This window comes from Nitratiruptor sp. YY08-26, from assembly GCF_016593215.1.
GTDB lineage: Bacteria > Campylobacterota > Campylobacteria > Campylobacterales > Nitratiruptoraceae > Nitratiruptor > Nitratiruptor tergarcus.
The window spans coordinates 178,770-191,906 of record NZ_AP023063.1 but is presented as its reverse complement, the minus strand read 5'-3'; the positions used below and the strand labels follow the sequence as shown (position 1 = coordinate 191,906).

Genomic DNA, 13,137 nt, shown 5'->3' with positions numbered 1-13,137 from the left:
TGCCTTAGTGGTGCGGGAGAGAGGACTTGAACCTCCACACCTTGCGGTACCAGATCCTAAGTCTGGCGCGTCTGCCAATTCCGCCACTCCCGCGCAAAGTGGTACGCCCGCCAGGATTCGAACCTGGGACCTACGGCTTAGAAGGCCGTTGCTCTATCCAGCTGAGCTACGAGCGCATAAATATCATGTATGGTGATAAAGTGGCACGCCCGAGAGGAGTCGAACCTCTAACCTACGGATCCGAAGTCCGTTGCTCTATCCAATTGAGCTACGGGCGCATATTCGGCCCATAGGCTAAAGCAACAAATTTGTTAATTTTTATTTTTTATCAATTTTAGGCCCGAAAATACATGGGGTGGATGACCGGACTCGAACCGGCGACCCCCAGAGCCACAATCTGGTGCTCTAACCACCTGAGCTACACCCACCATACGAGTGTTAATAAAACATGGTCGGGGCGGAGGGATTCGAACCCCCGACCCCCTGGTCCCAAACCAGGTGCGCTAACCAGACTGCGCTACGCCCCGACAATCGGACTGAAATTATAGGAAAAATTTGCATTCTTGTCAAGATAGTGTATAAGTCCAATACATATGGCACTCATAATAATTTTCAAGAAGGTATTATAACCAAGAACAATTAAGTGCTTGGGCTAGTTTTTATTAATGATATCGACTGCCCATAAATCGAAAAGTTATGTATCTAATTTGCACTCCCTTATCTTATTTGCGGTGCTAGATATGATTAAGCTTATGCAGTGTAGTATAATTATCAAAACAAATTGCATTGCAGGAGATATCTTGAAAATACAAAAATTTAGCAAGATTGGTTTTATTATGGCTGCAGCCGGAAGCGCTGTAGGTCTTGGAAATATCTGGAAGTTCCCCTATATGACTGGTGAATATGGTGGTGGGGCTTTTGTTCTTGTTTATCTTGTAACGATCGCTTTTATAGGATTTTCTGTCATGATTGCCGAAATGCTTATAGGTGCACTTGGCAAAAAAGATACGGTCAGTTCTTTTGAAGAACTGGCACCACCCAATAAAAAATGGTGGAAATATGCCGGATTCATGGGCTTTAACGGTCTTATTATTATGACATTTTATTCTGTAGTCATCGGCTGGATTTTATACTATCTTTTTTATGTACTTCTTTCAGGACTTCCATCTGATACACAAACAGCAAAAAATATATTTTCTGACCTTGTAGGAAATGAGGTTTTAGCACAAATATTTTTTCATACCATCTCTGTAATTATTGTTGGTTATGTCGTCCATAGAGGTATCAAAGGAGGGATTGAAAAAGTAAACCTCATCTTGATGCCAGCATTGATGCTCATTCTTTTTGGACTCCTTACTTACGCTGCATCACTTGATGGTTTTTCAAAAGCATTGGCTTTTATGTTTGAGCCAAAGTGGGAAAAGCTAAACTCTGAAGCTTTCATCCGCGCTGTTGGACACTCCTTTTTTACGCTTTCACTTGGTATGGGAGCTATTATGACCTATGCAGCATCTTTGCCAAAAGATGCAAGCATAACAAAAACCGCTTTTATCGTTACTTTTATGGATACACTTATCGCTTTGGTAGCAGGTCTAGTTATTTTTAGCTTTTTATTTCAATTTGGCGCAAAGCCTGGGCAAGGTCCTGGACTTGTATTTATCTCTCTTCCAACAATTCTACATAATTTTAGCTCTTTAGGAGTCTTTTTTGCTCTGCTTTTCTTTCTAGCTCTTGCATTTGCAGGACTTACCTCAGCAGTGAGTTTGGTAGAGCCTGTAGTGCAGTACCTCATCGATAGATTTAAGATGTCACGCACAAAAGCAGTCGTGCTTACAAGTCTCATTTATTGGATTGTAGGAATTGCAGCCCTTCTCTCATTTACTAATAACTGGGGAAAACTTTTTAGCATCGCTGGAAAACCGCTCTTTGATATATTAGAGTTTACAACAGACTCTATTTTACTTCCACTTGGAGGATTTGCAATTGTTATCTTTGTAGGATATGTGCTTCCAAAAACACAGATACAAGCTCATCTTCATAAACCCGGTGAACTTTCAGGAAATCTCTACTCCGTTTGGATGTTTAGTATCCGCTATATTGCTCCAGTAGCTCTTATTTTTATGATGCTCAATCTCTTAGGAATCCTCAAAATCTAAAGGTACTTTTGTACCTTTGATTTTTATACCTACTTCTTTTCTTCTTAACTTATATTTAAATTTAATCTAGTAAAATTTTTTAAAGGCTGATTATGAGATTTAAAATTTTACTGCATAGCAAACAAAATACTATTACACTACCTATTAATTATAACTACCTTATAAGGGCGCTTATCTATGATGTATTGCCCGATGATACTGCCAAAAATCTTCACGACAAAGGCTATTTTTACAAAAGCCGCTATTTTAAGCTTTTTACCTTTTCCAAGCTCTATGCAAAGCGCTTTTTTATCAAAGACAAAAATATCACATTCACTTCGCCCGTACAACTTTTTGTGGGATTTGCGGACAATATCGTCGCAAAAGATTTTGCAAGCAATCTTTTGAAGAAAAGCTCCTTTCGGCTGCAAAACAATATTTTGAATATTGAGTATATTGAAGTGATTGAGAGTGTCGATTTTATGGAGCTCAATATCATCAAAACACTCTCCCCTATTGTCGTATATAAAACATTTGACAAAAAGAAAAGATATTTTCTTCCAAACGATAAAGAGTTTCTACCACTCATAAAATCGAATCTTGCCAAAAAATATGCCATTCTTGCGGGAAAAGAGAGTGATTTTGATCTCAAACTCCAGCCACTCAAATGTAAAAAAACAGTGATTAAAAACTACGGAAATGTGGTAGAGGGAGTCGAAGGAAGATTTATCCTTCAATGCCCTCCCCCTGTTTTAGAAAAAGTCTATGATGCGGGACTTGGCGCGAACAACTCTTCTGGATTTGGAATGGTAGAGGTTATAGATGAAACGTAAGAGGAAAATGTTATGCTAACAGCCCTTAAAGATTTGGGAGAAATTCTTTTAAAAAAGAAACAAAAATCTCCTGTAGATATCCTTATAGAAAATCCAGACAGCAACGGAACGTATAAGATCGTTTGGGCATTAGAGTTTGATAAAGATTTGCATTTTCAAAACATAGGAGTTGAAGAGTTTAAAGCAGAATCGCCTCATCTGTATCTTTACAAAAGAGCTTCTGGCTCAAACGCTCCCGATTTTTCCCCCACCTCCAGAGTGACCGAACCTCAAAAAACATTTACAAAAAAAGTACTCAAATGGTTTGAGAATCACAAAGAAGTACCAGGAATTGAAAAAATTTACAATGAACTTCTAAAAAACCAAGATGCAATTTTAAAAAGATTGGATGAATTATACAAACAGACCAAAGAAAACAAGATTCTCACCATAAAAATCGATGGCAAATATCTCTATGAAATAGAAGAGCCAAGCTTTAAAAAAATACTTCTTGAAGATTACCTGAGTAAAATCAAAGAGATCGACAAGAAGAATGGAGTTTGCAGCGTCTGTGGGGAGAAAAAAGAGGAAGTTTTTACCACCTCTTTGATTTATAAATTTTATACTCTTGATAAAGAGTGTTACATCACTGGAGGATTTAACAAAAAAGAGGCTTGGAAGAATTTTCCAATCTGCGAAGATTGCTTTTTGAAAATTGATTTAGCTAAAAAATATGTGGAAGAGCATTTGAGATTTAGTTTTTATGGCAAAACCTACTATCTCATTCCAAAGATGATTTTAAACGTGCCGCAAGCTTTAGAAGAGATAAACGAGATACTATCATCAGAAGAGAAAATCCAAAAACTAACAAACGAGCAAAGAAATACCATTACAGGGGATAAAGAAGAAATTCTTAGTATCCTCAAAGACTACAAAGATGTTGTGAGTTTTTACTTTTTGTTTCTTAAAAAAGATAACGCAGCCGAGAGAATTTTGCTTTTCATTGAAGATGTGTTTCCTTCAAGAATCCACACTATTTTTGATACGAAAGCAAAGGTGGACAGAGTTTTTCAAGAGAATTATACATTTGGCAAACTCAATACGTTTTTAAAAGATTTTGACAGGCTTTTTTTTGAAATTATTGATAAGATTTTTAGAGGTGGGAGGGTAGATTCAAGCACACTTTTACAAATTTTCAATAAAAAAATCCAAGATGAGTTTTTAAATGGAAAAAAATTTCAAGAAACAACTACAGATGCCCTTATGAATATAAAGTTTTTTGAAGAGCTTGGTCTATTACACAGTGAGGAGAAAAAAATGGAAGATACGAAATTTGATAGAGTGTATGAAAAGGTGGGCAAATCACTCAATACTCCGGCCAAAAAAGGAGTCTTTTTGCTTGGAGCGCTGACGCAGATGCTTTTGAATATCCAAGGACACGAAAGAGGCAGCGCGCCATTTATCAAAAGTCTCAAAGGACTGAAAATGAATGAAGATGATATTAAAGGATTGCTGGCTAAAGTAATGAATAAACTGATGGAGTATGATAGATTTGATAAAGGCAAACAAGAACTTGCTCAAGAGATCGCAAAAAACTTCCTCTCTCAAGAGAAGTTTGGACTCACAGTCGATGAGATAAATTTCTACTTTGCCGCTGGAATGGCACTTTATAGGGATATTGCAAATATTTTATATGAGGAAAAAGATGAAAAAAGTGAGACTCTCTAACCAAGAGATTCAAATCATCAAAGAGCAAACTAAAAAGATTTTTGGAAAAAACGCAAAAGTCTATATCTTTGGCAGTAGAGCAGATTTGAGTAAAAAAGGCGGGGATATAGATATTTTTATAGAAACGTCTTATAAAGCTTCACTCAAAGATGAACTACAATTTTTAGTAGCTCTTGAAAAAAAAGGAATAGAGAGAAAAGTAGATTTAATCGTAAAAACTCCTTATAAAAAAGAAAAAAAGATTTTTCAAACAGCAAAAGAGACAGGAGTAATGCTTTGATACAAGAAAATATTGAAATTGCAAAGCTTCATCTTCAAAGATTACATAAAGCCAAACAGGAAATTGAAGAAAAAAAGTTATTAAAAAATCTCGATATTGATAATTTTGAGATAGTAAAAACTCTCGATACATTTATCTTTCGATTCATTAAACTCCAAGACTATCTGGGACAAAAGCTGCTGAGAAGATTTTTAGAAGTTATTGGAGAATATTATGAAAATATGAGTTTTATAGATATTTTAGATCGATTGGAAAAATTGCAAATCATTACTTCCTCGCAAAAATGGATGGAAATAAGACAAATACGAAACAAACTTACTCACGAGTATCCAAATGAAATTGAAGAGATAAAAGAGGGAGTGCAAGAAGCTTTAAATATGATCAGTGAGATGGAAAAGAGTTTGGAAAATATTGAAAATTATTTGAAAAAGAGAAATTTATTATAAGGAGACCAACAATGAGCCAGCCAATCAAAAACCGCAGAGAATACCTCTTTTTATACGATGTAAGTTTTGCCAATCCAAACGGCGATCCAAATGATGAGAACAAGCCAAGAATCGATGAAGAGACGGGAAAAAATATCGTCACAGACGTAAGACTCAAAAGAACGATAAGAGACTATCTCAAAGATTTTGAAAACTTAGAGATTTTTGTTAGAGAAATAGCAGATGAAAAGGGAAAAATCCAAGACGCCAAAGCAAGGGCGAAAGATTTTGAAAACGATCCGCAAAAAATTTTAAATGAGTGTATAGATGTAAGACTTTTTGGCGGAACTATTCCAATCACTACCGGGAAAAACAAGGATAGTTCCATCATCTACACTGGACCTGTGCAGTTTAATATGGGACAGTCTCTTCATAGAGTCAAACTCGAATACATCAAAGGAACAGGCGCTTTTGCTTCAAGCCAGGGCAAAGAGCAAAAAACCTTTAGAGAAGAGTGGATATTGCCATACTCGTTTATCGCGTTTCACGGAGTTGCGAATGAAAATGCCGCAAAAGAGACAAACTTGAGCAATAGTGATTTGGAATATCTCAAAAAAGGGATGTGGGAAGGAACAAAAAACCTCATAACAAGATCCAAAAATGAACAGATGCCAAGACTTTTGATAGAAATTATCTATAAAGAAGATACCCACTCACATATAGGAGAACTTCATAGATATATCAAGCTCGAATCACAAAAAGCGGATGAAGAGCTACGAAGTACCGAAGATTTTATCCTCAATATCGATAGGCTCTTGGAGGTTATGGAGGAAGAAGCCCAAAAAATCGAAAAAGTTCTTTATAAAATCGATCGAAACCTCAAGCTTAACAAAGAGTTATCATCACCAAAAATTACTTTTGAAGAGCTTGGAGAGTTTGTTCGATGAGGGTTTTGGTTTTTGATATTTGGGGAGAGTTTGGGCACTTTAAAAAATTTTACACCACCTCTTCTCCTCTTACCTTTTCTGTGCCACCACCTACTGCAATCTATGGAATGCTTGGCGCAATTTTGGGATTTGCAAAGAGTGAATATCTCAAACACATAAACCACGAAACCACAAAAGTAGCCATTACATTACAAAATCCCATAAAAAAGACGAGAATTACACAAAATTTCATCGATACCAAAAACTCCCACAGTTTCCACCTCATCAAAACCAGAACACAGATAAAGATGGAGCTTTTAAAAGATCCCAGCTACCGCCTCTATATCAATCTAAAAGATAATATCCTTTTTGACAGACTCATCAAAAAAATAAAAAACAAAGAGACCCACTACACCCTTTCATTGGGATTAGCAAATCTCCTTGCAAACTTTTGCTATGTCGGTGTTTATGAGGCTAATCCTTTAGAAATTGCCAATGAGGTGATGAGCGCGATTTTGGCTGAGAATATCAAAGATTTGGATGTTGAAGGTGGCAAGAGCTATTTTAAAGAGAAGCTCCCCATTGATATGACTCCAAATAGAGAAGTGTTAAGCTACAAAGATGTGGTATTTGAGATGAAAGGGCGTAATCTTAAAGGAGCGTTTCAAAACTGCTATATGGTGGGAGATACGATTATCTCATTTTTGTAAGGGCACCAATGCATTCCAATCTTTTCTCTCATCCTGATAGATTTTTAGAAGATCACACCTCTTGCGTCATCGATCTTGCAAAGCGATTTTTTGAGAATATCGAGAACGTCCCTACTACCTTCAAAGATTTTTTGACAATTATCACATTTTCCCACGATATTGGAAAATCAACAAAATTTTTTCAAAAGTATATCAAAGGCAATAAAACGCTGAAAAACAGACAAGAGACAAAACACGCCCTACTTAGTGCCGTGGTTAGTCTTCATTTGGCAAACAAGCATCTGCCAAATGATCTCTTTTTACTCTCTTTAAGTTTTGTGTTGCCCAAACGCCACCACTCTAATCTAAAAAATTTTTTAAGTGAATTTTTCTTAGATGAGAGTGCAATAGAGATTCTCAAAAACCAAATCGCCTCCATCGATAGACAAAAATTTCAAATATTTTTACAAAATATCAAAAATTGCGATAAAAAGCTTATTAATTTTACTTTTGATGAGATCGATTTTGATACAATCAAAGCCATTCTTACAAAAATACGGCGCTTCATACGAAAACTAAAGAACGAAAAATCTCTTAATTACTATATCGATACCGTTTTATTTTTCTCGCTTTTGCTTGATGCGGATAAATCGGATGCCGGAATACAAACAGACAAAACGATTCTCTTTCAAAAGATCTCGCTGCAGCCAGATATTGTGGATAATTTTATTCAAACCTTTAAACCCAATGACTCTACAATAACACAGCTGCGCCAAAGAGCTTACCAAGAGGTTTCACAAAAAAAGATCGATATCAATCAAAAGATCTACACCCTTACACTCCCAACAGGACTTGGCAAGACGCTTATTTCTTTTAAAACGGCTCTAAGAATTGCTAATGAAGTCAAAAGGCAAAAGGAAGAGGATCTTAAAATCATCTACTGCCTTCCCTTTCTTGCTATCATCGAGCAAAATTTTCAAGTGTTTGAAGAGGTTTTGAAAAATAATGGTATAACACCAGATAGTGCAATACTTTTAAAACATCACCATTTAAGTGGTTTTGCATACAAAAATCAAGAAGAGGAGTTTGATTATGATACTTCCCGCATTTTAATCGAGGGGTGGAATGCCAAAATTGTCGTTACGACCTTTTTACAGTTTTTCTATTCACTCATTGGCAATAAAAACAGGATGCTTAGAAAATTTCATAAATTAACTAATGCAGTAGTGATTTTGGATGAAGTGCAATCCATTCCTCACCAATATTGGCTTTTACTACAAAAAGTGCTTACACAGATGACCGAGCGGTTTAATTTTTACATCATTTTTACTACCGCAACCCAGCCAATGATTTTTAAAAAGCATCTTGAGCTTGCTTCACCAAGCTATTTTGAAAAACTGAATCGTTACAATGTAATAGTAGATAAAAAAACTCAAACATTGCAAGAGTTTTTTGATAATTTACAAATCAACAATCAATCTCATCTTTTTATTCTCAATACCGTAAACAGCGCAAAAAAACTCTATGAAATGGTTAAAAATAGTTACAAAGTTGTATATCTTTCAACCCATATCGTTCCAAAAGAGCGAATAAAGAGAATCCAAGAATTAAAAGGGCACAAAAAACAAATCGCCATTTCAACCCAACTTATTGAAGCTGGAGTGGATATCGACTTTGATAGAGTTTACAGAGATTTTGCCCCTTTTGACAGCCTCAACCAGTCAGCCGGCCGGTGCAACAGAGAAGGGAAAAAAGAAAAAGGCGATTTTCATATCATAAAACTCATAGATGAAAACGGCAGACTCTATGGCTCCTATATCTATGATGCTATCTTACTCAATGCTACCGATGAGATTCTGACAAATTCCACATACACGGAGCAGGAATTTATCCAGCTAATTAAGAGCTATTTTCATAAAATCTCGCAGATAAAGTCAGACAAAATCTCATTGGATCTGCTTGAAATGCTCTATAGCCTCAAATTCTCTGCTCCCAAAGAGCCAAACCAGATACATTCGATTGAAGATTTTATCCTCATCAAAGAAGATAGCTACAAACAAGATGTCTTTATAGAGATTGATGACGAGGCAAAGGAGGTATGGCAAAGCTATGCAAATATTTGGCAGATTGAGGATCTGTTTGAGAAGAAAAAGGCATTTGAGGCAATAAAAGCAAACTTTTATCAGTTTGTCGTATCAGTTCCCATCCAAGAAAATACCCCGCCAATCGTGAATAACTTCTACTATGTATCTTTTGATAGCCTTGCCGATTATTACGATTTGGAAACCGGATTTATTCCAAAAAGGGAGTATTATGTCTATTAACGGCACCCTTATATGGTACTACACCATCTGTAAAAGAGAAGTGTGGCTCATCGGTCACGGGCTCGAAGCCGATCAAGATTTTGATGCGATGGAGCTTGGCAGGATCATCCATCAAAACAGCTACAAAGATGCCAAAAAAGAGATCCTCATCGATGGATTAAAAATCGATATTTTGGAAAATAAGCAAATAATTGGAGAAATCAAGAGCTCTTCCAAATTTTTAGAGAGCGCTAAAATGCAGCTCTATTACTATCTCTATCGACTCAAGAAGCTTGGTATCAATATGGATGGAGAGCTGCTCATACCAAAAGAGCGAAAAAGAGTGAAACTACGTCTCACCAAAGAAATTGAAGAAAAACTCATCGCAATGGAGATGGAGATAGAAAAGATTCTTTTGCTTCCCAAACCTCCACCAGCCAAAAAAATCTGGTATTGTAAATCGTGCGCTTATAAAGAACTGTGCTGGAGCTAAGATGAAAAAGACCATTTACCTTTTTAATGATGGAGCTTTAAAAAGAAAGGACAACACCCTTGAATTTCATCAAACCGATAAAAGCAAAAAAGCTATTCCCATAGAGGCAATCGATCAGATTAATGTTTTTGGGGAGCTTGATATCAACAAAAGAGCTTTAGAACTACTTGCAAAGCATAAAATTTTGATGCATTTTTTCAATTACTACGGATATTACACAGGAACATTCTATCCAAGAGAGTATCTCAACTCCGGTCTTATGATCATAGCCCAGACCAAAGCCTATATAGAGCCAAAAGAGCGGCTTTATTTAGCTTCTCAGTTTGTGGAAGGCTCATTTAAAAATATTTTAAAAAATCTTATCTACTACAAAAAGACCCATAAAAGCTTGCAAGAATATATTGATGCAATTCAAGAAAATATCGAAAAGATTCCTCTTCAAAAAGATATCCCCTCTCTTATGGCAATTGAGGGCGAATCTCGCAAAATCTATTATGATAGCTTCCCCACAATCATCGCAAACAGCGATTTTCATCTTTCAAAACGCACCAAACGCCCACCTGATAATCCCATCAACGCGCTTATTAGCTTTGGCAACTCTTTGCTTTATATCACGGCTCTTTCACAAATCTACCAAACCCATCTTGACCCGCGTATTGGCTATCTGCACGAATCAAATAACCGCAGTTTTTCACTCAATCTCGATCTTGCCGAGATATTTAAACCAATAATCGTCGATCGCACAATTTTTTTGCTGCTTAATAAAAATCAACTCTCACTCAAACATTTTGATAAATCCCTTGAATATGCTTATCTCAATGAGAAGGGAAGAAAAATTTTTATAGAGTATTTCGAAAAGAGGCTCGCTACCACGATCAACTATAAAAATCTTGGCAAAGTCTCCTATAAAAGGCTTATAAAACTAGAGTGCTATAAACTTTATAAGCACTTTTTACTCGAAGACCTCTACAAACCTTTCATAGCAGGATGGTGAAATGTTTATAATCTTAGTGTATGACGCCAACCAAAAAAGAGTAGCCAAACTTCATAAAACCTGCAAAAAATATCTTACTTGGGTGCAAAGAAGCGTTTTTGAGGGAGAAATAACAAAAGCAAAATATGAAAAGCTCATTTTTGAACTCAAAGAGATTATCGACGAAAATGAAGATGCGATAATCGTCTATAAATTTAGAACTAAAAAATACTATAGCCGTGATAGCTTTGGAGCCCCCATACCATCGAGTGAAGATATATTTTTCTAAGTCGATCGGTTTGTTTTTGTAATATATTTATAACAAATTTTTATATTTTTTAGCTAAAAATCCTATAAATCATCGATATTATCGGGCTCAGTCGATCTCCTATGATTTTAGACTTATTGAAGGTTGACTTGAAAATCTGCATTTTGTATAATAGCTAGAAGGCTTTAAAAGCCCATGGTTACTTGAAAACTTATTGTCATAGTTTAAGGTTTGTATCGTGCCTATGAGGTATTGAAACGGCTCCAATCTCAACTCATATCCTCCATCAATCTTTCGTTTGTATCGTGCCTATGAGGTATTGAAACAAGTGTGTGGATAAAATAAAAATAGCTAGCGACATTGTTTGTATCGTGCCTATGAGGTATTGAAACATAGCTTGATGGAGGGCAATAAGCCTTCAATGGACGAGTTTGTATCGTGCCTATGAGGTATTGAAACTGCCTGCACTCTGTCGCTGTCCTATACACACTAATGGTTTGTATCGTGCCTATGAGGTATTGAAACCGCTGTCTGCATCTGTATCAACTGCTTGTCCAGTAAGGTTTGTATCGTGCCTATGAGGTATTGAAACTACTTCTTGCCCTTGTATACTCGGGGCTTCAAAAGTGGGTTTGTATCGTGCCTATGAGGTATTGAAACAAGTTTTTATACATTGCGCTCAAAGTGCGGGGTATCGTTTGTATCGTGCCTATGAGGTATTGAAACATTCATTTGTGCATTTTTGATTTTTTTGGGTTCAAAGTTTGTATCGTGCCTATGAGGTATTGAAACGAAGATGACGGCGCACCACTTGCGTCATAAAGATTAGTTTGTATCGTGCCTATGAGGTATTGAAACTCCATATACCTTGCGTTTTTTTTCAAAAGCTTTACAGTTTGTATCGTGCCTATGAGGTATTGAAACATTCATTTGTGCATTTTTGATTTTTTTGGGTTCAAAGTTTGTATCGTGCCTATGAGGTATTGAAACTATTACATTGAAGATAGATAACACCGACTTGTTTTTGTTTGTATCGTGCCTATGAGGTATTGAAACTATTACATTGAAGATAGATAACACCGACTTGTTTTTGTTTGTATCGTGCCTATGAGGTATTGAAACTCTTTTCATAGAGCCTACTATCAAGCCCAACCATATCGTTTGTATCGTGCCTATGAGGTATTGAAACTCTTCACTAAAAGTTATCAATTTTATGTACAAATCAGGTTTGTATCGTGCCTATGAGGTATTGAAACAACTCTGTTGTGGCTACAAACCTTGGAATAACGAATGTTTGTATCGTGCCTATGAGGTATTGAAACACTGTACAAGGCAACCTCTTTGGGACTGGTGGACGAGTTTGTATCGTGCCTATGAGGTATTGAAACCATCAAATCCATCACAAAAGCGATCGGTGATGAGTTGTTTGTATCGTGCCTATGAGGTATTGAAACGAATCTTCTCTTATCTCATCTTTATCGCTAAAAATCGTTTGTATCGTGCCTATGAGGTATTGAAACCCTCTTTTGTTGTCTTTTTGGTAGCATTTTTCACATTGTTTGTATCGTGCCTATGAGGTATTGAAACTGCTGAAAAAGTTTCAAAAGCAAATATCACAACACAGTTTGTATCGTGCCTATGAGGTATTGAAACTCATTTTCAACCTCCTCAAAAAGCTCTTTGAAGCTTTGTTTGTATCGTGCCTATGAGGTATTGAAACAAACTATATTCAAATGTATTCCCTGCTAGATTCTCAAGTTTGTATCGTGCCTATGAGGTATTGAAACCCAGATAACAAATACTGAGCAAGCGCAAGCATTATTGTTTGTATCGTACCTATGAGGTATTGAAACCCAGATAACAAATACTGAGCAAGCGCAAGCATTATTGTTTGTATCGTGCCTATGAGGTATTGAAACTGCAGCTACCAGCTTTGCGATCTGTTTTCTACTCAAGTGTGTATCATGCCAACGAAGTATTGAAAACCATTAGAAAGTATGCTTTACCTTTTGTGGCAATAGATAAAATGTTTAGTTAATGAAGGAACAACGAAATGAGTAGTAAAAAGAGAGCCCAACCACTTATAAAAAGATTAAAACATTTGT

The 13,137-nt window shown here is 36.3% G+C and carries 11 protein-coding genes, 5 tRNA genes and 1 CRISPR repeat array; of the genes, 11 read left to right on the top strand and 5 right to left on the bottom strand.

All coding sequences use genetic code 11. From position 1 onward, the window contains the following. Positions 1-8 precede the first annotated feature (8 nt). The 5 genes from JG738_RS01115 to JG738_RS01095 form a co-directional block, all read right to left on the bottom strand. A tRNA-Leu gene (locus JG738_RS01115) sits at positions 9-93 on the bottom strand. Between the two features lie 6 nt (positions 94-99). Then, positions 100-176: transfer RNA gene (locus tag JG738_RS01110), tRNA-Arg, on the bottom strand. A 25-nt stretch (positions 177-201) separates the two neighbouring features. After that, a tRNA-Arg gene (locus tag JG738_RS01105) sits at positions 202-278 on the bottom strand. A 73-nt stretch (positions 279-351) separates the two neighbouring features. Beyond that, positions 352-428: transfer RNA gene (locus JG738_RS01100), tRNA-His, on the bottom strand. A 21-nt stretch (positions 429-449) separates the two neighbouring features. Next, a tRNA-Pro gene (locus tag JG738_RS01095) sits at positions 450-527 on the bottom strand. Between the two features lie 273 nt (positions 528-800). Here JG738_RS01095 and JG738_RS01090 point away from each other — a divergent pair. The 11 genes from JG738_RS01090 to cas2 all read left to right on the top strand — a co-directional run bounded on the left by JG738_RS01090 (position 801) and on the right by cas2 (position 11,053). Next, positions 801-2,156, top strand: a complete 1,356-nt coding sequence (locus JG738_RS01090) for a sodium-dependent transporter (RefSeq protein WP_201337953.1) — start codon at positions 801-803, stop codon at positions 2,154-2,156. Between the two features lie 92 nt (positions 2,157-2,248). Beyond that, the gene (cas6, locus tag JG738_RS01085) at positions 2,249-2,968 is read left to right on the top strand and encodes a CRISPR-associated endoribonuclease Cas6 (RefSeq protein WP_201337952.1); all 720 of its coding nucleotides are present in this window, start codon (positions 2,249-2,251) and stop codon (positions 2,966-2,968) included. A 12-nt stretch (positions 2,969-2,980) separates the two neighbouring features. Beyond that, entirely contained in the window at positions 2,981-4,675 is a 1,695-nt protein-coding gene (locus JG738_RS01080) for a TIGR02556 family CRISPR-associated protein (protein ID WP_201337951.1), read from the top strand. Then, a complete protein-coding gene (locus JG738_RS01075; protein WP_201337950.1) occupies positions 4,653-4,955 on the top strand; it encodes a nucleotidyltransferase domain-containing protein in 303 nt (100 codons plus the stop codon). The genes JG738_RS01080 and JG738_RS01075 overlap by 23 nt, the downstream gene beginning before the upstream one ends. Beyond that, positions 4,952-5,401, top strand: coding sequence for a HepT-like ribonuclease domain-containing protein (locus JG738_RS01070; protein WP_201337949.1), 450 nt, complete (start codon positions 4,952-4,954; stop codon positions 5,399-5,401). Before JG738_RS01075 ends, JG738_RS01070 begins: the two co-directional genes overlap by 4 nt. 11 nt (positions 5,402-5,412) lie before the next feature. Then, on the top strand, positions 5,413-6,327 hold the full coding sequence (cas7b, locus tag JG738_RS01065) for a type I-B CRISPR-associated protein Cas7/Csh2 (protein ID WP_201337948.1): 915 nt from the start codon (positions 5,413-5,415) through the stop codon (positions 6,325-6,327). Further along, on the top strand, positions 6,324-7,016 hold the full coding sequence (gene cas5b / locus JG738_RS01060; RefSeq protein WP_201337947.1) for a type I-B CRISPR-associated protein Cas5b: 693 nt from the start codon (positions 6,324-6,326) through the stop codon (positions 7,014-7,016). Before cas7b ends, cas5b begins: the two co-directional genes overlap by 4 nt. A gap of 8 nt (positions 7,017-7,024) precedes the next feature. Continuing rightward, positions 7,025-9,319, top strand: coding sequence for a CRISPR-associated helicase Cas3' (cas3, locus tag JG738_RS01055; RefSeq protein WP_201337946.1), 2,295 nt, complete (start codon positions 7,025-7,027; stop codon positions 9,317-9,319). Beyond that, complete coding sequence (cas4, locus tag JG738_RS01050) at positions 9,309-9,791, top strand: CRISPR-associated protein Cas4 (protein ID WP_201337945.1); 483 nt, start codon at positions 9,309-9,311, stop codon at positions 9,789-9,791. Before cas3 ends, cas4 begins: the two co-directional genes overlap by 11 nt. 1 nt (position 9,792) lies before the next feature. After that, positions 9,793-10,785: a type I-B CRISPR-associated endonuclease Cas1b gene (cas1b, locus tag JG738_RS01045; RefSeq protein ID WP_201337944.1), complete on the top strand. Its 993-nt coding sequence runs from the start codon at positions 9,793-9,795 to the stop codon at positions 10,783-10,785. Between the two features lies 1 nt (position 10,786). Beyond that, entirely contained in the window at positions 10,787-11,053 is a 267-nt protein-coding gene (gene cas2 / locus JG738_RS01040; RefSeq protein ID WP_201337943.1) for a CRISPR-associated endonuclease Cas2, read from the top strand. A gap of 208 nt (positions 11,054-11,261) precedes the next feature. After that, a CRISPR array of direct repeats spans positions 11,262-13,017; the repeat unit is 30 nt; unit sequence GTTTGTATCGTGCCTATGAGGTATTGAAAC. Positions 13,018-13,137 lie beyond the last annotated feature (120 nt).